The organism is Streptosporangium sp. NPDC002544, assembly GCF_040295965.1.
Classification (GTDB): Bacteria; Actinomycetota; Actinomycetes; order Streptosporangiales; family Streptosporangiaceae; genus Streptosporangium.
The window spans coordinates 1-24,321 of sequence record NZ_JBEOWJ010000058.1; the positions used below are offsets into that span (position 1 = coordinate 1).

Sequence of the window (24,321 nt, forward strand, 5' to 3'; positions counted from 1 at the left end):
CGGCGTCACTCCGTCACCCCCCCCCCCCGGCGGCGCCCCCCCCCCGCCCCCCGCCGCCGGGGGGGGGGGGGCCCCCCCCCCCCCCCCCCCCCCCCCCGCGGCCGTTTCCAGAGATTCCCGCACGGGAGAGGACGCACATGTCAGACGTCGTCATCTTCGACCACCTCGCCATCGGGGTCGAGTCATGGGAGGACGCCTACCCTCGTTTCGCCGTTCGACTGGGCGGCGCATGGTCACACGGAGGTGACACGGGCGAGTTCGCGCCCTACCAGCTGGTCTACGCCCATGACATGAGGCTGGAGTTCATCGCCCCCGGCGCCCGGCCGGGCGGCTTCATGCGGCGGTTCATCGACAGGAACGGCCCCAGCCCGCACCATCTCACCTTCCAGGTCCCCTCCCTGGTCGACGCCCTGGATCGGTTACGGGCGATCGGGATCGACACCCTGGGCGGCAGGAATGAGACCTACTGGAAAGAGGCGTTCCTCCATCCGAAACAGGCGGGCATGGGGACCCTGATACAGCTTGCCGAGGCGGACAAGGACCTGGTGGGCGGGTTCACCTCCCCCGCTCCCGAGGGCTTCCCCGAGTCCGCGGGGAAACCGCTCGGCATCTCCTGGGTCGGCCTGACCGTGGCGTCGCTCGACACCGCCAGGACACTGTTCGCGGACCAGCTGAGCGGCCACGTCCGCCACGGGGGCCGGGGCTGGTTCCTCGTCAGCTGGGGTACCGGCCATAACCTGCTCGTCCGCGAGCGTGCGGAGACACCGGGCGGCGCGGGCCTGTGGCTCGCCCACGGACTGGGAGTCGACCACGTCATGTTCGGCTCCCCCGAGCTCACCCCCGGCGACCTGGAGGACGGGAGCACGCAGGCCGTGCGCATGCCGTACGAGCCGTCGACCGGCGTCGCGGTCCTTCAGGCATGGCAGGACGTCGACCGGCAGTGAGCCAGGGCAGACCGGAAACGGCCCCCCTGCTTCGCAGGGGGGCCGTTTCATCGGCCGGACGCCGGGGGCAACGTCGCGTGGGGCGGTGCCGCCCCACCGGCTCGTGGGGTGCGTCCGGTCCGCCGGAACCTCAGCCCTCGTCCCAGACGACCATCGCGTCCAGGACCTCGACGCCCTCGCCGGAGACCCGCAGCGGATTGACCTCCATCTCCGTTATCCGGTCGCCGAGCGCCAGCGCGACGTCGGCGAGCCGGCAGACGACGTCGGCCAGCTTCTCCAGGTCCACCACCGCTCCGCCACGAGCACCCGTGAGCAGGGGATAGCTCTTCAACTCCGCGAGCATGGCCTTGACCTCGTCACGATCGACGGGCAGCAGCCTGATCGCGGTGTCCTTGAGAACCTCCACCCAGACGCCGCCGAGACCGACGACGAGCGTGAGGCCCCATACGGAGTCACGGACGAAGCCCACCAGCAGGTCGACGCCGTCGGGGCGCATCGGGCTGAGGACCGCGCCCTCGATGTCGGCGTCCGGCGCGTGCGACCGCACCGTGTCCATCATCCGCTCGAACGCCTCGCGCACCTCACCCGGCGAGTTCAGGCCGAGGACGACCCCGCCGACATCCGTCTTGTGCGCGATATCGGCGGACGAGACCTTCATCACCAGGGGAAGCGGCATCTCCCCGGCCGCGCTCCCGGCCTCCTCGGCGGTCCGCACCAGGCGCTGGGGAACGACGGGCACTCCCGCGCCGGCCAGCAGCCCGACGACCTGGCGCTCGGACCAGCGACCGCCGGCGCCGCCCTCGATCTCCACGGCCGTCGAGGAGCCGGCCCGCGGCTGCGCGATCTCCCTGCGCTTCTCGGACCACCACATCGCCTTGGCGAGGGCGGGGATGCCCCGGGCGAAGGACTCCAGCACGTATGAACTGCCCGACGACCGGCGGAACTCACGCGCGAACAGGGTGCGCTCGGTGGGCAGGAACTCCATGGGGATGACGGGAACCGGGCTCGTGTCCGCCAGTTCCTTGCGCCACTCGACGCTCCCGGCCATGAACGCGGCCGCCTCGGGGGTGGCCGGGGCCGACCCGTTGATCACCAGGACGTCGATGCCCGGGTCCTTCGAGACGACCTTCTCACACAGCGGCAGCAGGTCGGGCTTGATCACGACGTACCCGGTGGTGTCGAGCGGATTCTGCGCCGTCGCGAAGTCCGGCAACCCGCTCTCCCGCAGCGCCGTCACCGTGGAGTCGGCGAGGTCGGGCAGCTGCACGCCGTTCACCTCGGCGACATCGCCGATCACCCCGCACATCGCTCCGGAGCCTGTCACGAAGGCGGCCCTGCGCCCGGGGATCTCCCCGTACTCGGCGAGCAGTCCGGACGTGGCCACCAGGTCCTCGATGGAGTCGACACGGATGACCCCGAGCTGCCGGAAGGCGGCGTCGAACACCTTGTCGTCACCGGCGAGCGCTCCGGTGTGCGCAGCCGTCACCTTGGCGCCCACCTCACCGCGCCCCGCCTTGTACGCGACGATGGGCACGCCGGCTGCCAGGGCCCGCCGTGCGGCGTCGACGAACGCCTCGGGGTGGCGTACCGATTCCAGGTACAACGCGATGACCTTCGTGGACTCCTGCGCCAGCAGGTAGTCGATGCCCTCGGCGATCGTGATCATCGCCTCGTTGCCCAGCGTGACCAGATGGCTGATGCCCACATCCCGGCTCTGCAGATAGTTGAGCAGGAAGATACCGAGCGCGCCGCTCTGCGAGAGGACCCCGACACCACCGGTCTCCATCGGCCACGGCAGCATCTGACTCCACGGCATCGTCGCGGCGGCCGCGTTGATGAAACCGAGATTGTTCGGTCCCAGGATGCGCAGGCCGAGTTCGTTCGCGCGGGCGGCCAGAGCCCGCTCGCGTTCGGCCCCCTCCTCGCCCATCTCCCCGAAACCGGCGGCGATGACGACGAGATTGACGACCCCCTTCGCCGCCGCGCCCTCCATGATGCCCGGCAGCGAGTCGGGACCGGTCAGCACATAGGCCAGATCGACATGACCGTCGATGTCCTCAAGGGACCTGACGGTCGGCTGACCATGGACCTGATCACCCTTGTGATTGACGAGATGGATGGGGTGGGGGTATCCCGCCTGCACGAGGTTGGCATAGGTGTAACGGGACCAGCCCGAACGATCACTCGCCCCGACGATCGCGATCCCGCGCGGCGCGAACATCGAATCGAGTGGATGCCCCCCAGAGGCGTCGTTGTCCAAGCGCGATGACGAACCGCCCTCGGTCCCGGTGATGAGGCTCATTCTCCGCTCCCTGTCGCATGCGGGCGGTAGCCCGGACGATCAGTACCTGGGGCACGCCGGCCGCGGTGACCAGCCCGGAGGGCGGTCGGCACGGCAGGCGAGACTCCGTGGAGCTATAGTGAAATTAGATTCTACTACTGTCAATAGCCAGATCATCTTGAGTGAGCGTGAATCGAGTCGTTACCTGCGCTGATGATGCATCTCACCTACAGGCCGGACAGCTGTCGAAATCTAGAGTCGGAATCTATCTAGCGGCAGCGTCGGCTCACCTGCGATCTCCGGAGGCGTGCCACGCCCCCATCCGAGGCGAGGGCGCGCACGGCCCCGGCGCGGGTGAGGTCCGCGCCGATGTCATCGCCGGAGGACCGGCCGAGGCCGCCTGGCGGCGACTGCCGGGTGGCAGGGCGCCGAACGCCCGCCGGATGAACGTTTCACGCTCGGCGCACGCCTTTTCACAGCTTTGACCAGGTCATCCCCGCTCTGGAGGCCGGAGCCGGTGGCCGCCTACCTTCGGACGGCCGCCAATGTGATACTTCCGGTGCCGGGAAGCCCGATTCGAGCGCCCCGCGCGTTTCTCCGGAAACACACTTCGTTCATGCCGCAGGAGAATTGATGCGCAGAATGCGAGCTTTACTCGTTTCGGCCTTTCTTGCCACCGGCCTGGCGCTGTCCGTCGGTGTGCTGCCCGCGCAGGCCGCCACACTCAGAAACGTCTACTACTACGACTGGGACTGCCACCGGGTCGGAAACCTCGGCATCCAGGAGGGGTGGTGGACCTCGTACACCTGCACCCCCCAGTCCGGGTTCTGGTTCCTCTACGCATGACGCCGCTCCCGGCACGCCCGCGTGCCGGCCGGCGGCCGGGAGCGGAGACCCCGGGATTCGACGGTCGCGCGGGGTGGCCGCCGGATCGGGCCGCGCCGCCCGATCCGGCGGCCACCTCGTGTCACGGGCGTGCGAGAAGGGTCGCGATCCCCTGTCCCACGCCGATGCACATCGTGGCGACGGCGTGCTCGTGTCCCTCGTCGGCCATGGTCATCGCGGCGGTCAGCGCCAGGCGGGCGCCGCTCATGCCGAGCGGGTGGCCGAGCGCGATGGCGCCGCCGTGCGGGTTGACGTGCTCGGCGTCATCGGGCAGCCCGAGCAGGCGCAGCACCGCCAGGGACTGTGCGGCGAAGGCCTCGTTGAGCTCGATGGTCCCGACCCGGTCGAGGCCGATGCCGGTCCGCTCGGTGAGCCGCCGCACCGCGGGTGCCGGGCCGACGCCCATGACCCGCGGCTCGACGCCGACGCTCGTCGTCGCGACGATCCGCGCCAGGGGTTCGAGGCCGTAGCGCGACACCGCCTCCTCCGAGGCCAGGAGCAGGGCCGCGGCGCCGTCGTTGACCCCTGAGGAGTTGCCGGCGGTGACGGAGCCCCCCTCGAAGAGGGGCCGCAGCGCGGCGAGCCGCTCCGGCGAGGTCTCACGGGGATGCTCGTCGGCGGTGACGAGCGTGGGGTCGCCCTTGCGCCGGGGCACCGGCACGGGGACGATCTCGCGTTCCAGGCGGCCGCTCGCCTGTGCCTTCGCCGCCCGTTCCTGGGAGCGCAGCGCGAAGGCGTCCTGGTCCTCGCGGCTGATGCCGTGGTCGTCGGCGACGTTCTGTGCGGTGCGCGGCATGGCGTCCGTGCCGTACGTCCGCTGCATCTCGGGGTTGACGAAGCGCCAGCCGATCGTCGTGTCGTGGATCTCCGCGGTACGGCCGAAGGCGGTGGCCGCCTTCGGCTGCACGAACGGTGCCCGGCTCATGCTCTCCACGCCGCCCGCGATGACGAGGTCGGCGTCGCCCGCGACGATGGCGCGGGCTCCGTACGCCACGGCGTCGAGGCCGGACCCGCAGAGCCGGTTCACCGTCACCCCGGGCACCGCCACCGGCAGGCCGGCCAGCAGAGCGGCCATCCGGGCGACGTTGCGGTTGTCCTCCCCCGCCTGGTTGGCGCAGCCGAGGACGACCTCGTCGGTCGCCTCCCAGTCGACACCGCCGTACCGGGTGGTCAGCTCGCGGACGACATGGGCCGCGAGGTCGTCGGGACGCACCTCGGCGAGAGCGCCGGCGTACCTGCCGACGGGGGTGCGGACCCCGGAGACGAGGTAGGCGATGCGGGTAACACTCATGTGGGCCTCCAGAAAAACGTGTCAGCGATCCTCGTCGAACAGCAAGGTCTCCACTCGCTGCCGGTAGTCGCGGTAGATCTGCCGGTACCGCTCGACGGCCCCGGCGCGATCGCCCCGTTCGATCAGCTCAAGGGTCTGCCGGTAGCCGTTCAGCCACACGCTCCACACGTCGCTCTCGGCGGTGAGGGCCAGCACCCGCAGGGTGCGCGTGACCACCAGGTCGACGTGGGTCTGCAGTTCCCGGTTGCCGCTCGCCAGGATGACCACCGTGCTGAAGTCCGCCCCCGCGGCGGCGGCGGCCGTCACGTTGCCCTGCCGGAGGCCCTCGGCGAACTCGCCGAGCTTGACGCGCAGGGTGGCGACGTGCTCGTCGGTGATGTTCTCCATGCCCCACTCGAAACCGGCGCAGGCCAGCACCATCATCACGTCGATCAGCTCGAGCGCGCTCTTCTGGGTCACCCGGGTGACCTGCCGCGTCCGGTTGGGCGAGATGTCGATCAGCCCCTCGGCGGCGAGCTGGGTGATCGCCTCACGTACCGGGGTGATACTCACGCCCAGCCGAGCCGCTATCTCCGCGTCCTTGATCAACGCGCCCGGTTTCAGCAGGCCGGTGATGATCTCCTCGCGCAACCGGCGCAGGACCGCTTCTTTCCGCGTCAGCGGTACCGCAAAGGACATGGGGATGCTCTCGGTCAATAGGAAGCCGACGCCGCCATCCTACGATCCCCGCTCGGAGACTGATCAAGCGGATCCCGAAGCGGCCGAGGCACAGCGGCAGCGCGGCACACGCCCTGGAGCCATGGGTTTAGGTCAGCACACAAACCCCTCAGAGCTGTTGACTCCTCACAGAATGCATTTTACATTGATGTAACTTCCAGATATTACGTACGTGATGCTCTCCCTGATCGCGACAGGGCAACCGTTCCCGAGCCAGAGGGCGCCCGATGGCGGGACACCGCCGCACGAGCTGACGCCCGGCCGGCCACCAGAGATCTCCGCACCGCCGGACAGGTCTACGCCCCACGACCCGCCGGCGCGGCCGTATCCCCATATCACCCGCGACTCCCAGCCACACGCACGAGTTCCTCACCATGGTCGACCTCCTGCCGGACGGCACCGCCGGCCTGGACCACGTCATCCCGGCGATCGGCGGGAGCCTGGCCGGGCGGTCCGTCTGACGCCGCCACCCGTCACTCCCTCGCGGAGTCCCGGCCCGCGCCACCGACCCGTCCGCCGTGACGCCCCGGTTGCGAGCGGGTCCCCCACCACCCCGGCCAGATGAGCATGGCCCTGAGGCGATGACGCACGCCCTCATGGCCGGATGGCGTCGTGAGGTCGCGATCTCCGCGCCGCGCACACCGATTCGTCACACCCCTCGCACCTCAGGAGGACGAATGTCCGCACCCGACTCCGGCCCGCGCACCGTTCCCGCCTCTGTCGACGTCGTCGTCGGCGCCGGCTTCTCGGGCATGTACCTGCTGCACAAGCTCCGCGAGATGAACCTGTCCGCGGTCGTGTTCGAGACCGGCACCGACGTCGGCGGCACCTGGTACTGGAACCGCTATCCCGGAGCCCGGGTGGACGTGGAGAGCCTGGCCTACTCCTACTCGTTCTCCCCAGACCTTGAGCAGGAGTACGAGTGGCAGGAGCGCTACCCGACCCAACCGGAGATCCTCCGGTACGCGCGACACGTCGCCGACCGGTTCGACCTGCGCAGGGACATCCTCTTCGAGACACGCGTGGCGGCGGCCAGCTACGACGAGCCCGGCAGGACCTGGCTGGTGCGCACCGAGGCCGGGGAAACCGTCACCGCCCGCTTCCTCGTCATGGCCACCGGCTGCCTGTCGTCTTCGAAGCTGCCGGAGATCCCCGGCCTCGACGGCTTCGGCGGCGCCACCTACCACACTGCGCACTGGCCACACGAGGGTGTGGACTTCACCGGCATGCGAGTCGGGATCATCGGCACCGGGTCCTCCGGCGTGCAGTCGATCCCGGTCATCGCCGAGCAGGCCACCGACCTCACCGTCTTCCAGCGCACCCCCGCCTACAGCCTCCCGGCCCGTAACCGCAGGCTGCGCCCGGACGAGATCGCCGACATGAAGGCGAACTACCGGGCCTTCCGCCAGGCCCAGAAGGAGTCCGGATTCGGGGTCCCCACGCCGATCCCGACGAAATCCGCCCTGGAGGTCTCCGACGAGGAGCGCGACGCCACCTTCGAGGGGGCCTGGGAGAGTGGCAGCCTGGTCAACCTCCTGACCGCGTACGCCGATCTCAGCGTCGACCAGGAGGCCAACGACACGGCGAAGCGGTTCATCCACGGCAAGATCCACCAGATCGTCGAGGACCTGCGGACCGCCGCGGACCTCTGCCCGGAGTACCCCGTGGGCACCAAGCGCCCCTGCCTGGACACCGGCTACTACGAGACGTACAACCGCGAGAACGTGCACCTGGTCAATCTGCGGCGCACACCGCTCGTGGAGGTCACCGACAAGGGCATCCGCACCTCCGACAGGGAGTACGAGTTCGACGCGATCGTCTACGCGACCGGGTTCGACGCGATGACGGGGGCGCTGACGAACGTCGACATCCGCGGCCGGGGCGGTGCCTCACTCAAGGCGGCGTGGAGCGCGGGCCCCCGCACGTATCTCGGGATCGGCTCCGCGGGCTTCCCGAACCTGTTCATGATCACCGGACCGGGCAGCCCGTCGGTGCTCTCGAACATGGTCGTCTCCATCGAGCAGCACGTCGACTGGGTGGCCGATGCGATCGGGCATCTCGACCACCGGGGTCTGCGGACGATCGAGCCCACCGTGGAGGCCCAGGACGCCTGGGTGGACCACGTCAACCTCATCGCCGACTCCACCCTCTACCCCAGGGCGAACTCCTGGTACATGGGAGCCAACGTGCCGGGCAAGCCGAGGGTCTTCATGCCCTATGCCGGCGGTGTCGGGGAGTACCGCAGGAAGTGCGACGAGATCGCCGCCCTGGGCTACGAGGGCTTCGCCCTCTCCACCTGACCGGCCGGGAGCGGCGCGGCGAAATGGTCGCGCCGTGATCGGGGAACAGCGGCCGTACGGCCCTCGCCACCGGAAAACCCCCGCCCGTCCGCCGGGCGATGACACCGACTCCCAACCGTTCTACATTCACGTCCACCAGATTCGTGACCCGTTGGAGGGCCAATGTCCCGTCGTGACCTGATCGATCCCGAATCTCGCGTTCCCCTGGACGGGCTGCTCGGCATGTTGCCCGGCGGCTTCAACGCCATCCCCGACATCGTCCAGCGCCGAGCCGCCGTCGCAGGCATGATGGGCGCCCTCGAAGTGCCCGAGAACCCCAACGTCACCAAGGAGGATCGGACCGTCCCCGGCCCCGACGGGGAGCCCGACATCACCGTGCGGATCTACCGGCCGGTCAACGCGTCCGGCACGCTGCCCGGCATCTACTACATCCACGGTGGCGGCATGATCCTCGGCAACGTCGCGGGCGAGGACGCCGCCGCGACGATGATCTGTGACCAGGTCGGCGCCGTCGTGGTCTCCGTCGAGTATCGCCTCGCCCCGGAACACCCCCATCCCGCCCCGGTCGAGGACTGCTACGCGGGCCTGGTGTGGACGGCGAAGAACGCCGGCGAGCTGGGCATCGATCCGGAACGCCTGGCGATCTACGGCGCCAGCGCCGGTGGCGGGCTGACCATCGGCACGGCGCTCCTGGCGCGGGACCGCGGCGGCCCGGCCCTCTCGTTCATGATGCCGATCTACCCGATGGTCGACGACCGGAACGAGACGCCGTCGAGCCACGAGATCACCGACATCGGGATCTGGGACCGCGCGGGCAACATCGAAGCCTGGAACTGGTACCTCGGCGGTAAGGAGGCCGACCGGTACGCGGCCCCGGCGCGTGCCGAGGACCTGTCCGGTCTCCCCCCGGCCTTCATCGACGTCGGCACCGTCGACCTGTTCCGGGACGAGGACATCGCGTTCGCTCAGCGGCTCATGCAGGCGGGCGTCCCGACCGAGTTGCGCGTCAACCCGGGCAGCTACCACGCCTCGGAGACGTTCGCGCCCGAGGCGGAGCTCTCCCGGCGGATCTGGGCCGGGCGGATCGACGCCCTCCGGCGCGTTCTCTCCTGAGGGGGGCGCCCCGGTGCCTCAGACAACCTGAGGTTCCGCCCGCGGCACCGGGGCGCGCCGGCCTCCGCCGACACGGCAGGAGACCGTCGGCCAGGTCCAGGTGCCGCCGTGCGGGAAGGTGACGTCCTTCCACGGCTTTTCAAGCCGTGGAAGGACGTCACCTCTGTTCCTCCGCTGGGGCATCGACCGGAACGGGGATGTTCCGCGGCGCGCGGACGTCGCGGTGGGCCGTAGAACCTTGAGGGACCGCGACAACCGATCCGGTCCGTACGCGGAGCACTCGCCGGCGGCGGTCCGCCGGATATCAGCTGGTGCAGTTCGCACCGTTGAGGGTGAACGACGCCGGTGTGCCGGTGTTGCCGGTGTGGCCGGCCTGGAAGCCGAACGAGGTCGAGCCGCCCGCCGGGATGGCCGCGTTGTAGCTCATGTTCCTCGCGGTCACGGCGCCGCTCGCGGGCGTGATCGTGGCGTTCCACGCCGAGGTGACGGTCTGGCCCGAAGGAAGCGTGAAGGCCAGGGTCCAGCCGTTGATCGCGGAGGTGCCGGTGTTGGTGACGGTCACCGAGGCCGTGAGGCCGGTGTTCCACGCGTTGGTGGTGTAGGCGACCCGGCAGGACGCGCCCGGGGTGGGAGTCGGGGTCGGCGTGGAGGTAGGGGTGGGGGTAGGCGTGGGGGTCGTGCCGTCCAGGCCGAAGAACGAGATGACCATCGCGGCCTGGCCGCCCAGCGGCAGGTTGTGCCCCACTCCCTGGAGGCTGATGGCCTCGACGGCGGAGCCGTACCGGGTGCGGGTCCAGGTCGGCTGGGGCTTGTCGGTGGAGGTGGGGGTCTGGGAGAGGCCGTGGACGTTGGTCCACTGCTTGATCTCCTCGGTGAAGTTCGGGTAGCGCAGCGTCGTGTCCTCGGTGCCGTGCCAGACCTGCATCCTCGGGCGCGCCCCCGTGTAGCCCGGATAGGCGCCGCGGACCAGGTCTCCCCACTGCTGCGGCGTCTTCGTCACCTGCCCGTTGGCGCAGGCACTGTTCCACGTCGAGCCGTCGGTCGTGGCGAAGCAGCCGAACGGCACGCCCATGAACGCCGCCCCGGCCTTGAACACGTCGGGGTAGTCGCCCAGCAGGACGTTGGTCATCATGCCCCCGGAGGAGGCGCCCGTGACGAACACCCGGCCGGTGTCGGCGTTGTAGCGGGACGTCACGTAGTTGACCATCGACACGATGCCGACGGGGTCGCTGTTGCCGTTGCGGGTGAGGGCTCCGGGCGAGTAGACGTCGAAACAGGAGCCGCTGCGGGTGGCAGACGGGTAGATGACGATGAAGCCGTACCGATCGGCCAGCGACGCGAACTCGGTGCCGGAGTGGAACGCCGGCCCCGACCCGGTGCAGTAGTGCACGGCCACCAGGATCGCGGGACGCGCGGTGACGTTGTTCGGGACGTACAGGTGCATGCGGAGGTTGGTCGGGTTCGTGCCGAAGCCTGTCACCTCGACGAGCGAGGCGGCCCCGGCGGGCGGCGCCGCCATCAGGCCGACGGCGACGAGCAACGCCGCCACGATGCCCAGGAGTCGTTTCATCTGCTCTCCTCTTCGCGAAATATTCTGAGCATTACAGAAATATTTCGATCACCAAGCGCCGCAAAGACCGCACCTAGCTGACCTGGGAATGCGTAATCAACGAAATGAAAGTTTCGGAACGGCCTCATATTGGATTGGCCGCCAAGAACGCGGCAGGGGTACCCCCCTCTCGGGAGGCCCCCCTGCCAACCGGTAAAAATCCGGCCTGAACGACAGAACACGCCGGCTGGTCAGCCCGGCTCGACCGTCTCGACCAAACGCCCTCGCAGCTCTTGAGATGGGTGCCGGCGCTGCCCGGCGGGCAATCCGCGTGAGGTGAGGGTCAGGTGCGGCACGCGGCCCAGAGGGTGCGTTCGGTGCGTGCCGAGAGGTCGTCTCGGCGCAGGATGCCGTGGGGGCTGTCCGTATCGAGCAGCCGTCAGCACAATCCGCCGCCTGCCGACCGCAGTCATCGCAGAGTCAACGCTCACAGCAGCCCACATCACCTGACGGCCGGCCGAGCGAAGGCCGATGCCGGGAGCCATTTGATCAGTTGATCTGCCATGTGTCGCCGGCGAGGAGCAGTTCGCCGAGGTCGCCTCTGCCCTTGTCCGCGGTGGCCTGCTCCAGCTGCTCGTTCATCAGCTGGTCGTAGGACGGCCGGTCCACCGAACGGAAGATCCCGATCGGCACCTGCTGGAACGCCGGCTCGTCCAGCCTGGACAGCGCGAACGCCAACGACGGGTCCGGCCGGTGCGCGTCGTGGACGAGGATCTCGCTCTCGGCCACCTTCGAACGTGGGACGACCTCGACGCCGCCGTACGACGACAGCCGCACCGCCTTGGCGTTCTCACCCGAGCCGAACACGATCGGCTGCCCGTGCTCCAACCGGATCGTGATCTCATCACGCGCCGCCGGGTCCTTCAACGCGTCGAAGGCGCCGTCGTTGAAGATGTTGCAGTTCTGGTAGATCTCCACCAGTGACGTGCCCCGATGCGCCGCCGCCTCCCGCAACACGCTCTGCAGGTGCTTGCGGTCGGAGTCGACCGTCCGCGCGACGAACCCCGCCTCGGCGCCGATCGCCAGCGAGATCGGGTTGAACGGCCTGTCCAGCGACCCCATCGGCGTCGACTTCGTGACCTTCCCGATCTCCGAGGTCGGGGAGTACTGGCCCTTGGTCAACCCGTAGATCCTGTTGTTGAACAGCAGGATGTTGAGGTTGACGTTACGGCGCAACGCGTGGATCAGGTGGTTGCCGCCGATGGACAGCGAGTCGCCGTCACCGGTGATCACCCACACCGACAGATCCGGACGCGAGGCCGCGAGCCCGGTCGCGATCGCCGGAGCCCGCCCGTGGATCGAGTGGAACCCGTAGGTGTTCATGTAGTACGGGAACCGGGACGAGCAGCCGATCCCGGAGACGAACACGATGTTCTCCCGGCGCAGCCCCAGTTCGGGCATGAAGCTCTGCACGGCCGCGAGGATGGCGTAGTCACCGCAGCCGGGGCACCAGCGGACCTCCTGGTCGGACTTGAAATCCTTGAGGGTCTGCTTGCCCTCGCTCTTGGGCACCAGGGCCAGGCCCTTGCCGTTGAGGCTCTCAGTCACTGTCGATCACGTCCTGGATGACTCCGGCCAACTCCTCGGCCTTGAACGGAAGCCCGCGCACGCGGTTGTAGCTGATCACGTCGACCAGGAACCGCGCACGCAGCAGCAGCGCGAGCTGGCCGAGGTTGATCTCGGGAAGCAGCACCTTGTCGTAGGAGCGCAACACCTCACCGGTGTTGGCAGGCAGCGGGTTGAGGTGGCGCAGGTGGGCTTGGGCGACCTTGCCGCCGGCCTTGCGCACCCGCCGCACCGCTGCCGCGATCGGTCCGAACGTCGACCCCCAGCCCAGCACCAGGGTCCTGGCGTCACCGTCGGGGTCGTCGACCTCCAGAGCGGGAACGTCGATGCCGTCGATCTTGGCCTGGCGCAGCCGCACCATCGTGTCGTGGTTGTCGGGGTCGTAGGAGATGTTTCCGGTGCCGTCGGCCTTCTCGATGCCGCCGATGCGGTGCTCCAGACCCGCCGTCCCCGGCACCGCCCACGGCCGGGCCAGCGTCTCGGGGTCGCGCTTGAACGACAGATAGGTGGTGCCGTCCTCCCCGTTGGGCGTGGTGGTGAACTCCACCGAGATGTCGGGCAGCTGCTCCACGTCCGGCACCCGCCACGGCTCGGAGCCGTTGGCCAGGTAGCCGTCCGACAGCAGCATCACCGGCGTGCGGTACTTCAGCGCGATCCGCGCGGCCTCGATCGCGGCGTCGAAGCAGTCCGACGGCGTGGCCGGGGCGATCACCGGCACCGGGGACTCGCCGTTACGGCCGAACAACGCCATCAGCAGGTCGGTCTGCTCGGTCTTGGTCGGCATACCGGTCGAGGGGCCGGCCCGCTGCACGTCCACCACGATCAGCGGCAGCTCGGTCATCACCGCAAGGCCGACGGTCTCGGCCTTGAGCGCGACACCCGGCCCGGAGGTGGTGGTCACGCCCAGCGCGCCGCCGAACGCTGCCCCCAGCGCGGCGCCGACCCCGGCGATCTCGTCTTCGGCCTGGAACGTGCGGATGCCGAACCGCTTGTGCCTGGACAGCTCGTGCAGGATGTCGGAGGCCGGGGTGATCGGGTAGGAGCCCAAGAACAGCGGCAGCCCCGACTGCACCGACGCGGCGATCAACCCGTAGGCAAGGGCCTGGTTGCCGGCGATGTTGCGGTACACGCCCGGAGCGAGCGTGGCCGGCTTGATCTCGTAGGAAACCGAGAACGACTCGGTGGTCTCGCCGTAGTTCCAGCCGGCCTGGAAGGCGGCGACGTTGGCCTTGGCGATGTCGGGCTTGGCGGCGAACTTCGCTTCCAGGAACTGGATCGTCGCCTCGGTCGGCCGGTGGTACAGCCATGACAGCAGGCCGAGGGCGAACATGTTCTTGGCCCGCTCGGCGTCCTTCTTGGAGACGCCGAAGCCCTCGAGGGCCTTGACGGTCAATGACGTCAGCGGCAGGGAGTGCACCCGCCACTCGGCGAGGGACTCGTCCTCCAGCGGGTTGGCGGCGTATCCGACCTTCTGCAGGTTACGGCTGGTGAACTCGTCGGTGTTGGCGATGATGTCGGCGCCGCGCGGCAGGTCGGTCAGGTTGGCCTTGAGCGCGGCGGGGTTCATCGCGACGAGCACGTTGGGCGCGTCGCCGGGAGTGAGGATGTCGTGGTCGGCGAAGTGGAGCTGGAAGCTCGACACGCCGGGCAGAGTGCCCGCGGGTGCGCGGATCTCTGCCGGGAAGTTGGGCAGCGTTGACAGGTCGTTGCCGAATTTCGCCGTCTCCGCGGTGAATCGGTCGCCGGTCAGCTGCATGCCGTCGCCGGAGTCACCGGCGAACCGGATGATCACGCGGTCGAGTTGCTGAACCTGCTTGGTCACAGCTGCTCAGTCCTCCTCGACGGGCCCCGGTTCATACGCGCCGGACATGTCCTCGGAACCATGCCACATCCATTTCGGGCCGTTTCCTGCATAGTGCTGATCATTACTGCGAACCTTCCGCCGGATCCGGTCACGTCTTCGGACCACCTGCCTGCCTGCGGCAGTGTATGCAATCGTAGCGCCACTTTTTCAACACATGTGTTCAAAATTCTTGCTGGGGGCTAGAGTGGCTGTCGGGCCAGGTGCTCGATGGGTGGCCCGCGTCGCTCTCGCGGGAGTGCGACACATCGGGTGGTGCAGTCGGCCTCAGCTTGACCGACGGGCGCGTGCGCCCTTGACGATGGAGGAGGCTCCTTAGGGATGCGGGTTCACGAAGCGCTCGCGGCCGCCGTGGCGGCGAACGAGGTCGACACCCTGTTCGGATTGCTGGGCGACTCGAACCTATTCATGGTCAACGCCTTCGTCGAGCAGCAGCACGGCAGGTACGTCAGCGCTGTCCACGAGGCGGGGGCCATCATGATGGCCCACGGGTACGCATGCCGCAGCGGGCGCCTCGGGGTCGCCACCGTCACCCAGGGCCCCGGGCTGACGAACACGGTCACCGCCCTCGTCGAAGCGGTCCGCAGTGCCACGCCGCTGGTCCTGATCTGCGGTGACACCAACCCAGGGAACACGGCGAACGTCCAGTCGCTGGCCCAGGCGCCGCTGGTGGCCGCCACCGGGGCGGACTACATGCTGGTCGAACGTCCGGAGGACGCCGCGGCCGCGTTCCACCGCGCAGCGCGCCGGGCCAGGGACGGGCGGCGCCCCGTGGTGCTCAACTGCCCGACCTCTTTCCAGTGGCACGAGGTGGGCGAGCCGCTGATCGCCGATGCCGGTCTCGTGTTGGGCACGGTGCAGGAACCGGAGGAGTCCGCGCTGGACGCGGCCGTCGGTGTGCTCGCCGCATCCCGGCGGCCCCTCGTGCTCGCAGGGCGGGGGGTACTGGACAAGTCGGCGCGCGATGCCGTCCTCGATCTCGCCGAGCGGCTCGGGGCGCCGATCGCGACAACGCTGAAGGCTCGTGGGTTGTACACCGCCGAGGAAGGTTCGGTCGGGGTGTTCGGCACCCTGTCGACCGCGATCGGTGTGGAGACGATCAACGATGCGGACTGCGTCGTGGCGTTCGGCGCGGGCCTCAACACCTGGACCACCGCTGGGACCGAGCTGCTCGAAGGCAAGTCGGTGGTGCACGTGGACGACGATCCGTCGGCAATCGGCCGGCACGCCCCGGTGACCGCCGGCGTGCTGGGCGACGCCGCCGCGACGGCTCGGACGATTGTCGAGTGGCTCGACGCCGCCGAGATCCCGGCGTCGTCCTACCGCGAGCTCGTCCGTCGGCGGCTCACCCCGGAGGCCTTGTGGTGGACCGAGACCTCGACCGACTTCAGCCTGGCAGCCGTGCTCAGCGCGATCGACGCGGCGCTGCCCTCCGTGCGCACGATAGTGCAGGACGGGGGCCGGTTCTTGGGCGAGAGCTTCCGCTATATCGGGACGCACGAGCCGACCGCGCACGTGCTGTCGACGTCGTTCGGCGCGGTCGGCCTGGGAATGGGGGCGGCGATCGGCGCGGCGTGCGCGGCACCTGACGAACCGACGGTGCTCATCACCGGCGACGGTGGGTTCATGATGAGTGGCCTGGCCGAGCTGCAGTCCGCCGTGCGGCACGGCATTCCACTCACCGTTGTCGTCTGCAACGACGGCAGCTACGGGGCGGAGTACGACCAGTTCGTCAATCGCGGTATCGATCCGGGGCTGTCGTTGTTCGAATGGCCGCAGTTCGCCGACCTCGCCGGGCCACTCGGTTGCAAGGGCTTGACCGTGTCGACGATGGCCGACCTCGCTCCCGCGCTGGCCGCGATGCGGGACAGCGACCGCCCCGTCGTCATCGACGTCAAGATCGCGCCGGATGCGATCCCCGAGGTGCCCCATTAACCCGTGACGCAGCCGGCCAGGGGTCGCTGCGCGAGCGCCCTCCGGGACTTCCGACTCGAACTGCCGACCCGCACCTGCAACGCCGGCTAACCCAGGAAGGGCGCCCTCCATACCTTCGCCCACCGAACCGCCGCCGCAGACGATCGTCCCCATCCAGCGGTCGTCCGCGCGGCGGTCGTTGGCGTACCGGACGAGCGCCTGGGGCCGGCTCGAAGAAGGCGCGGTCGACTGCGAGGAGGAAGGGCTGCCGGCACACGTCGGCGGCCGGCCGGCCCGGTTCAAGCTGCCCCGCCGGATCACAGCCGTGGCGAAGCCGCCGACGACGCCTAGCGGCAAGGTGCAGAAGTTCCGGCTGCTCTCCGAGCCCGGTGCGGCCGAGAGCGTCGTCGGCAGTGACAAGTCGTGACCGCCGCGCCACCGGACGTGGGACCGGGAACGCGGCGGTTCCCGAGTCATGGAACTCGCCCGTCGAACCGCTGCGTGCTTCGTGCAACGGATCCGATTAAGGAGATCTGCCAATGGATCGAATAGATGTCGCGTTGTTGCTGCTGCGAGTGGTTCTCGGCGGCGTCATGGTCGTACACGGGCTCAACCATGCCTTCGGCGGCGGACGCCTGCCCGGTGCTGCACGCTGGTTCGAGAGCTTGGGCCTGCGGCACGGGATGGTCCAGGCCGCGATGAGCGCGATCGTGGAGGTCGTCGCTGGAGCCGGCCTGATCCTCGGGTTCCTCACGCCGCTCTCGTCCGCCGCGGTCATCTCCGTCATGCTGGTCGCCGTCGTCGTCGCGCACCGGCGCAACGGCTTCTTCGTCTTCAAGGACGGCTACGAGTACGTGCTGGTCCTGGCCGTCGTGGCCGCCGTGGTGGCGATCGCGGGGCCCGGAGTGGCGTCGATCGACGCGGCGCTGGGCATCGTGGTCGCGGGTGGGTGGGGAGCCCTCGTCGCGATCGGCGTCGGCGTCGTCGCTGTTGTGGGCCTCCTCGCGGCGACGTACCGGCCCCGTTCCGAGGCCCACGCGGAGCCGTCGGACACCGCGCACGAGAGCGCGTGACCAGTGCTCAGATGAGCCGTCATCGGCTCATCTGAGCGATCGCCGAACACGCGATCGGCCACCTGCATCAACGTGTACGTCGAAGGAACTGGTTCTCGACGTTACGGTTCCTGTGTGTGCATCCGAGCCGAAGGCGGTGGCCGCTCGGCGCTACGGCGCTTCGTGTTCCGGCCCCGCCTTCGCCTTGGCGAACTCGCGTCTGACGCCGATCGTGTCGCTCTGCTCCGTCGACATTAAGGCCGCCGGCAGCCTGTCCCCGAGGGGATGCGAGACCACGTGACGGCCTTGGCTTTTGCTATTCCGGCACCTTTTTGTGACGTTCCTCTTGGAGCGAGTGCACCATCACGGCATGAGTACATATGACGTTGTGATCATCGGTGGTGGCCCGGCAGGTCTGGGCGCGGCCGTAAACCTGTGCCGTGCCCGGCGCGACGTGCTTGTCATCGATGCGGGCACTCCCCGCAACGCGCGTGCCGGACAGGTGCACGGTTACCTTGGGCGGGAGGGAATCGAGCCGCAAGAATTGCTTGCCATCGGCCGCGCTGAGGTCGAGCAGTACGGCGGCGCCGTCCGCAACGGCACCGTGGTCGACGTCGAGCGCATCAATGGCTCAACCCTCCGCGTGACCCTTGCCGACGGGTCCACCGTGGCTGCCAGGAGAGTGCTCGTCGCCACGGGGGTCGTTGACGAGCTGCCCGCGATCCCCGGCCTCGCCGATCGCTGGGGCCGGGACGTACTGCACTGCGCGTACTGCCACGCCTGGGAAGTGCGCGACAAGGCTGTCGGTCTCATCGGCAGTGGCGCGGCCTCGCTCCACCAAGCGCAGCTGTGGCGGCAGTGGACCGATCGGGTCACGCTGTTCACCAATGAATCCGTCGACCTGACGCCGACCAACCGTGCCGAACTCGCAGCGCGCGGCATCGCCGTCGTGCCCGGCCGGGTCACCGGTATCGAGGTCACCGACGACGAGCTCAGTGGCATCCGGGTTGGCGAGACCGTGACCGGTGTCCAGGTCGCCGTCGTGTTCCCGGTGTCTGTGGCGAAGGTGGACCTGCTCGCCGGACTCGGTCTTCGTGCTGCAGAAAAGCTGATGGACGACCAGGTCATCGGCGCGACAGTGACCGCTGAGAACGAGATGGGCATGACCACTGTGCCGGGGGTGTGGGTGGCCGGGAACCTGCGCGGCCACCGGGCACAGGTGATTGATGCAGCAGCGCAGGGCGGGCAGACCGGAGCAATGATCAACATCGACCTGGTCCATGAGGACGTGCGCAACGCGGTCGACGTATACCCGTTCCCTCCCGAACTGGAGCGGCAAGTCACCGAGCGCGTGCTCGGCGCACGCAGGCACGGCCTGACGCCTTAAGAGGATCGTGAACGCAAATCTCAACGAGCCCCACGATGCGATCCGACGCACGGGAAGGAAAGCGCCCCGATGACTGAGCCTCACCACCAGCTCACCGAAGACGAGGCGGCCGCTATGTTCGAGCCGTCGGGCTGGGACGATAGGTACGCAGGCCAAGAGAGGTTCTGGAGCGGAAATCCTAATCCGCAGCTCGTCGCCGAGGCGGCCGGACTGACCCCCGGTACCGCGCTCGACGTCGGCTGCGGTGAGGGCGGCGATGTGATCTGGCTGGCTCGCCAGGGCTGGACGGTCACCGGCGCGGATTTCTCCGTCAACGGCCTGGCACGCGCCGCCCGGCACACCGAGCAAGCCGGAATCGCCGATCAGGTTGACTGGTGGCGGGTCGACGCACGGACCATCGCGGTGGCCGGGCGGTCATACGATCTGGTGACCAGCCACTATCTGCACGCGCCGGACGGCGGGATGATGGACGTGACCCGCCGGCTGGCCGACGCCGTCGCGCCCGGCGGATATCTCCTCGTCGTCGGCCACGCCCCCTCCGTGGAGCTCACACACTTGACCGCGAGCCGGCGCAGGGCCATGTTTCTTGCCGAAGAGTTGCTGCCCGGCCTACCGGAAGACTTCGAGGCCCTCGTGGTCGAGCAGCGGCCACGGAAGATGACCCGCGACGGAACGTCTATCAACGCTCACGACTCCACGCTGCTTGCTCGCCGTCGGCTTTAGCTGAAGCGTTTCGCAGAAGACCGCCGGAAGGCGTACTGAGCTGGGTTGTTAGCGGGTTGGGGCCATGCGGCGAGGGCTATGGGTCGTGCATCCGGGCGACGGCTTGGACGGCGTGATGTAGGCCCTCGCCGCGAAGCGGCCTCCGGGGAGGATGAGTGCAGAAATTAGGCTAAGCAACAGTTCTTGAGTTGAGTTCGCTGGATCGATCGCGGCTGACGGACCTCTCGACGGCCCACTGGCGCGGCGGCCGCGGTTTGCCTACTTGTCTTACGTGACTTAACGACCTTCAAACGGCTGACCGGCTAGTTCGCTTGACCACCCCGGATAACTGCCGGGGCGGGTCACCGGTGAGCGGGGCCGATCGCTTCGGCAGGGCGAGGAGTGGTGGGGCGGGGCTCTGGCAGGAGTGCCGCCGGCCGCTTGAGCAGCCACCGTTCGACCGCCGCGCTCATCTTCCCGCCCGCCTCTAGCGCCGCCGCCTTGGCGGCGACCGGGTTGGTGTTCGCCACCTGGCCGAGGATCACCCCGAGCACCAGGCGGCCTCGTACGCGGGAGGCCCACATCAGGTTGCCGCCCGCGACGGTGCCGGAGCCGGTCTTGATGCCGATGACGCCGTGCTTGTTCAGCAGCGTGTTGGTGTTGGGCAGCCTTCTCGCGTCGCCGGGCACGGCCGTGTCAGCCTGTGCCACCACCTCACGGAAGACCGGGTCGCGCATGGCCTCCTTGGCCAGCTTGAGCTGGTCGGCCGCGGTGCTGACGGTGCTGTCCTCGTTGCCGCTGGCGCCCGTGTACGTGGTGGCGGCCATACCCAGGCGGTGGGCGGTGGCGTTCATCCGCTCGACGAAGCGCTCCTGGGAACCGGAGTCCCAGCGGGCCAGGAGGCGGGCCACGTTGTTGCCCGAGGGCACCATCATCAGCTCCAGCAGACGGCGCAGCCGTAGCCGCTCGCCCTCCCTGACCGGGGCGGTGGACTCCTGCGGCGCGTAGGACTCGTCGGCGGCCGTACGGTCCACGGTGATGGGCGGGCCGTCGTCGCCGAGCCGGAGCGGATGGCGGCGCAGGATCACGTAGGCGGTCATGACCTTGGTCACGCTGGCGATGGGCAGCGGGTCAGGGTCGCCGCTGGCGCCCAGGCTGCCCACGCCCTCCACCTCGACCGCCGCCTGGCCCTCGGCCGGCCACGGCAGGGGCACGTCGGACACGGTGGCCCCGGAGACGGACGGTACGGTTCCGCAGCCGGACAGGGCGCTCGCCAGCAGGAGGAGCACGAAGGAACGTCGCATGCCGAACACGGTGGGCCACCCACGTGTCCGTCCGGCCGTGGCCGTGTCTCCGTACGGGCTTGACCGTGTATCAACCGTGCATCGGGCCGGCCATCTGGTGGGGTGGCGACGGCGCCGCCGTCGGGGGCGGTGGTGCAGCGACCTGACCCGGGCCACCAGCACTGGGGTGCCGACCGGTTTGACCACTTAGTCGTCGCCACCGGCCACCACATCCAGCGAGTCGCCGCGTGCCGACATCATCAGGATCGGCCACCTTGAGTGGGTCTCTGCGATCCGCTGGGCACCTCAGTCGGGCAGGGTGATGGTGACGCTCGCACCACCGTTGACCGGGTTGGCGAACTGGAGGGTTGCCCCGATGATGCGGGCATGGCCGAGCACGATGGTCAGGCCGAGCCCGTGCCCGCGGCCGCGCTCGGTCCGTCCGGTGTGGAAGCGCTGCGCCTGTCCCTTGTTCAGGTTCGCAAGCAGGTCAGGTGGGAAACCTGGCCCATGATCGCGGATGACGATCCGGCGGGAGCGCACGGTGATCATTACCGGGGCGGCGCCGTGCGTGCGGGCGTTGAGGAGCAGGTTGGCGACGATGCGCTCCAGGCGGCGCGCATCGGTGACGGCTGTCGTGTCGCCCTGGTCGCCGACGATATGCAGGTCGGCTGGCACGTCGACACGGTGCAGCGACTCGCGTACCAGGTCGGCCAGCGGCACCGACTGCCGATCCGGTTGTTCGCCGGTGGCGTCCAGGTGGGAGATTTCCAGCAGATCGTCGACCAGGCCGCGCAGCACGCCGATTCGGTCGCGGACCATGTCGGTGGCCTGCCCGTCGGGCAGCAACTGGCTGGCGGTCAGCAGCCCCATCAGTGGGGTACGCAGATCGTGCGCGACGTCGGCCGTGAAGCGCTGCTCGGCCAGCAGCCGCCGCTGCAGGCTGGCGGCCATGGAGTTGAGCCCGGCGCCGATCTCGGCGATCTCGTCCCGGCCGCCCGCATCGGTGCGAGCGGCCAGGTTGCCGTCGGCGATCTCGCGGGCGGTGCGGGCCATGCGCCGAAGCCGCCGGTTGGGGAGCTCGGCCGCCAGCACCGACAGCGGTACCACCCCCGACAGGGCGAGCAGTGCGGATTTGGCCATGTTGCGGTCCAGCGCGTACAGGCTGCGCAGCTCCGAGCCCATCGAGATCTGTACGCTCACCGCCTGGCGGCCGTCGCTGCCATACGGTTGGGCGGCCCACATCCACGGCTCGTCCCGGTGATCGAGCCCGTACCAGATCACCGGCCGGCCGGGACGCAGCTGGGCAGCCAGAGCGTCAGGGAGCTCCTCGACGGTCACCACGTCGTCGGGCGTGCCGCCGGGCCGGTCAGCGGGGGCCAGTGACTTGTCGAGGGCCACCTGGGCTTGGGCCTCGCCGATGTCCAGGGCACGCTGCCAGGTCGCCTGGTGCACCAGCAGCCCGACCATGGCGGCGACGACGGTGGAGGCGAGCGTGACGAGGGCGGCGATCTTCCATCGCAGCGAAGCCGGATTCATGTGGCGCTCAATTTGTAGCCGAACCCGCGGACCGTCTCGACGCGCTCGGCGCCGATCTTCTTGCGCAGGCGCTGTACGCACAGGTCGACCACGCGGCTGTCGCCGTCCCATCCGTAGTCCCACACGGTGCGCAGCAGCGTCGCCCGTTCCAGCACGATGCCGGGATGGGCGGCGAACTCCAGCAGCAGCCGCAGCTCGGTCGGGCTCAGCTCGACGCGTCGCCCGGCCCGCCGTACCTCCAGCGAACCGGTGTCGATGCTCAGCTCGCCGAAGGTGAGCACCGCGCTCGCGGCGGCCTGCCCGGTCGTGGGCTGGGGCTGAGCGATGGTGGCCCGGCGCAGCAGCGAGCGGATCCTGGCCACCAGCACCGGCAGGTCGACCGGTTTGACCACATAGTCGTCGGCGCCGCCCTCCAGCCCGGCGACGATGTCCAGGCCGTCGCCGCGGGCCGACATCATGAGGATCGGCACCTGACTGGTTTCCCGGATCCTGCGGCACAGGCTGATGCCGTCCAGGCTGGGCAGCATCACATCCAGCAGCAGGAGGTCGTGGCCGCCTGTCTGGGCCGCCTCCAGGCCGCTCAGCCCGTCAGCGGCGGTGGTCATTCGATAGCCGTAGCGCTCCAGGGCCAGGCTGACCGACGCGCGGATCACCGCGTCGTCTTCGACGAGCAGCAGGGATGTCATGAAAATGCACCATATCTACCGAAGTGCGTTGACCGGTTCCATGCGAGCGGCACGCAGGGCCGGGTACAGACCCGCGAGCAGCCCGACGACGGCACCGGCGGCAGGCGCCATGACGGCCAGCCGTACGTCCAGGACCGGAGTCCACTGCTTGGCAGCGCAGACCGCGACGATCACGACGATCCCTCCGGAAGCGCCGATGATGCCGCCGGTCAGCCCGGTGAGGGTGGACTCCAGCAGGAACTGCGCGGCGATGTGGCGGCGGGCGGCGCCGAGGGCGCGGCGCAGGCCGATCTCGGCGATGCGCTCCATCACGGTCACCAGGGTGACGTTGGCGATGCCGACCGCGCCGACGACCAGGGAGACCAGCCCGAGGATCAGGAAGAGGGCGTTGACGTCGCCTTCCACCGCATCGCGGGCTCTGGTGGGGCTGGGCGGCGAGATGACCTGGAGGAGGACCTCGTTGCCGGGGCTGAGCGCGGCCGGCGCCTGCTTGGCGATCAGTTCGGCGGCGCCGAGGCCGGTGTTGACCAGGACCCGGGTCACGGTGCTCAGGCCGTAGCGCTTGCCGACGGCCGGGGGCAACAGGACTGCGCTCGCAAGGCTCTTTTCGCGTTTCAGGTCGCCGAGCACGCCGATGACGGTGTACGCCTGGGTGCCGATGAAGACGGCCGGGGCCCGTGTCAGCCGGGTGATGCCCAGCAGCTTGGCCGCGTGCTGGCCCAGCACGACGACCTTGTCCCCCCGGGCGATGTGCCCGGCGTCGAAGTAGCGGCCCTCGATCATTCTGCCTTTGACCGCGGCGGGCAGGCCGGGGCTGCTGGAGAGCACGGTCAGAGTCTGGTCGGTGACCCGGGTCGGATCCACGATGTCGTTGGAGCGGACGCTGAGATTGGCGCTCTGTTCCGACTCGGCGAGCGCGGCGGCGGAGACCACCCCGCGCAGCCGGGTCACCCGGCTGACGTCGGCCCAATCGACCAGGGGGAAGGGGTTCTCCGGGACTTCGATCGTGACGGAGGTGGCGGTCAGCTCGTCGAAGCGGCCGACGATCTGGTTGCCCGCCGTCGCGGCGACGCCCAGAGTGACCACGAGCGTGGTGATGCCCAGCACGGTGCCCAGGGTGGTCAGCGCCGAGCGCACCGGGCGGGCCAGCAGGCCCGCCATGGCCTCGTTCAGCAGGTCGCGCGGGTGCAC

Annotated in this window: 19 protein-coding genes; 9 read left to right on the forward strand and 10 right to left on the reverse strand. The window is 69.3% G+C overall.

The genetic code is table 11. The annotated features are described in order from the left end of the window. Positions 1 to 137 precede the first annotated feature (137 nt). Positions 138 to 944 (forward strand): VOC family protein, encoded by an 807-nt coding sequence (locus ABT061_RS46160; RefSeq protein ID WP_350930056.1) that lies wholly within the window; start codon positions 138 to 140, stop codon positions 942 to 944. 130 nt (positions 945 to 1,074) lie between these two features. On the opposite strand, the gene ABT061_RS46165 is transcribed toward ABT061_RS46160, so the two are convergent. Next, positions 1,075 to 3,165, reverse strand: a complete 2,091-nt coding sequence (locus tag ABT061_RS46165) for an acetate--CoA ligase family protein (protein ID WP_350930057.1) — start codon at positions 3,163 to 3,165, stop codon at positions 1,075 to 1,077. Positions 3,166 to 3,858: 693 nt separating this feature from the next. Here ABT061_RS46165 and ABT061_RS46170 point away from each other — a divergent pair. Next, positions 3,859 to 4,071, forward strand: coding sequence for a hypothetical protein (locus ABT061_RS46170; protein ID WP_350930058.1), 213 nt, complete (start codon positions 3,859 to 3,861; stop codon positions 4,069 to 4,071). Positions 4,072 to 4,192: 121 nt separating this feature from the next. Here ABT061_RS46170 and pcaF read toward each other — a convergent pair whose 3' ends face one another. Further along, on the reverse strand, positions 4,193 to 5,401 hold the full coding sequence (pcaF, locus tag ABT061_RS46175) for a 3-oxoadipyl-CoA thiolase (RefSeq protein ID WP_350930059.1): 1,209 nt from the start codon (positions 5,399 to 5,401) through the stop codon (positions 4,193 to 4,195). A gap of 21 nt (positions 5,402 to 5,422) precedes the next feature. Next, positions 5,423 to 6,079, reverse strand: coding sequence for a GntR family transcriptional regulator (locus ABT061_RS46180; protein ID WP_350930060.1), 657 nt, complete (start codon positions 6,077 to 6,079; stop codon positions 5,423 to 5,425). A gap of 716 nt (positions 6,080 to 6,795) precedes the next feature. On the opposite strand from ABT061_RS46180, the gene ABT061_RS46185 reads away from it, so the two are divergent. Beyond that, a complete protein-coding gene (locus ABT061_RS46185; RefSeq protein WP_350930061.1) occupies positions 6,796 to 8,418 on the forward strand; it encodes a flavin-containing monooxygenase in 1,623 nt (540 codons plus the stop codon). A 162-nt stretch (positions 8,419 to 8,580) separates the two neighbouring features. Then, positions 8,581 to 9,531: an alpha/beta hydrolase gene (locus ABT061_RS46190; protein WP_350930062.1), complete on the forward strand. Its 951-nt coding sequence runs from the start codon at positions 8,581 to 8,583 to the stop codon at positions 9,529 to 9,531. A 304-nt stretch (positions 9,532 to 9,835) separates the two neighbouring features. Here ABT061_RS46190 and ABT061_RS46195 read toward each other — a convergent pair whose 3' ends face one another. From ABT061_RS46195 to ABT061_RS46205, 3 genes are all read right to left on the reverse strand, one after another. Beyond that, entirely contained in the window at positions 9,836 to 11,101 is a 1,266-nt protein-coding gene (locus tag ABT061_RS46195; protein WP_350930063.1) for an extracellular catalytic domain type 1 short-chain-length polyhydroxyalkanoate depolymerase, read from the reverse strand. A 528-nt stretch (positions 11,102 to 11,629) separates the two neighbouring features. Continuing rightward, entirely contained in the window at positions 11,630 to 12,688 is a 1,059-nt protein-coding gene (locus tag ABT061_RS46200; protein WP_350930064.1) for a 2-oxoacid:ferredoxin oxidoreductase subunit beta, read from the reverse strand. Next, on the reverse strand, positions 12,681 to 14,528 hold the full coding sequence (locus ABT061_RS46205) for a 2-oxoacid:acceptor oxidoreductase subunit alpha (RefSeq protein ID WP_350930065.1): 1,848 nt from the start codon (positions 14,526 to 14,528) through the stop codon (positions 12,681 to 12,683). Before ABT061_RS46205 ends, ABT061_RS46200 begins: the two co-directional genes overlap by 8 nt. A gap of 360 nt (positions 14,529 to 14,888) precedes the next feature. On the opposite strand from ABT061_RS46205, the gene ABT061_RS46210 reads away from it, so the two are divergent. The 5 genes from ABT061_RS46210 (at position 14,889) to ABT061_RS46230 (ending at position 19,643) form a co-directional block, all read left to right on the forward strand. Beyond that, a complete protein-coding gene (locus ABT061_RS46210) occupies positions 14,889 to 16,502 on the forward strand; it encodes a thiamine pyrophosphate-binding protein (RefSeq protein ID WP_350930066.1) in 1,614 nt (537 codons plus the stop codon). A gap of 178 nt (positions 16,503 to 16,680) precedes the next feature. After that, positions 16,681 to 16,908 (forward strand): hypothetical protein, encoded by a 228-nt coding sequence (locus ABT061_RS46215; protein ID WP_350930067.1) that lies wholly within the window; start codon positions 16,681 to 16,683, stop codon positions 16,906 to 16,908. A gap of 112 nt (positions 16,909 to 17,020) precedes the next feature. Continuing rightward, positions 17,021 to 17,554 (forward strand): DoxX family protein, encoded by a 534-nt coding sequence (locus ABT061_RS46220; RefSeq protein ID WP_350930068.1) that lies wholly within the window; start codon positions 17,021 to 17,023, stop codon positions 17,552 to 17,554. A gap of 349 nt (positions 17,555 to 17,903) precedes the next feature. Next, a complete protein-coding gene (locus ABT061_RS46225; RefSeq protein WP_350930069.1) occupies positions 17,904 to 18,920 on the forward strand; it encodes an NAD(P)/FAD-dependent oxidoreductase in 1,017 nt (338 codons plus the stop codon). A gap of 69 nt (positions 18,921 to 18,989) precedes the next feature. Next, positions 18,990 to 19,643: a class I SAM-dependent methyltransferase gene (locus ABT061_RS46230; RefSeq protein WP_350930070.1), complete on the forward strand. Its 654-nt coding sequence runs from the start codon at positions 18,990 to 18,992 to the stop codon at positions 19,641 to 19,643. A gap of 341 nt (positions 19,644 to 19,984) precedes the next feature. On the opposite strand, the gene ABT061_RS46235 is transcribed toward ABT061_RS46230, so the two are convergent. The 4 genes from ABT061_RS46235 to ABT061_RS46250 form a co-directional block, all read right to left on the reverse strand. Beyond that, positions 19,985 to 20,926: a D-alanyl-D-alanine carboxypeptidase family protein gene (locus ABT061_RS46235; protein ID WP_350930071.1), complete on the reverse strand. Its 942-nt coding sequence runs from the start codon at positions 20,924 to 20,926 to the stop codon at positions 19,985 to 19,987. Between the two features lie 285 nt (positions 20,927 to 21,211). Further along, positions 21,212 to 22,444, reverse strand: coding sequence for a sensor histidine kinase (locus ABT061_RS46240; RefSeq protein ID WP_350930072.1), 1,233 nt, complete (start codon positions 22,442 to 22,444; stop codon positions 21,212 to 21,214). Next, positions 22,441 to 23,130: a two-component system response regulator CseB gene (cseB, locus tag ABT061_RS46245; protein ID WP_350930073.1), complete on the reverse strand. Its 690-nt coding sequence runs from the start codon at positions 23,128 to 23,130 to the stop codon at positions 22,441 to 22,443. Before cseB ends, ABT061_RS46240 begins: the two co-directional genes overlap by 4 nt. Before the next feature lie 15 nt (positions 23,131 to 23,145). Beyond that, on the reverse strand, positions 23,146 to 24,321 hold the full coding sequence (locus ABT061_RS46250; protein WP_350930074.1) for an ABC transporter permease: 1,176 nt from the start codon (positions 24,319 to 24,321) through the stop codon (positions 23,146 to 23,148).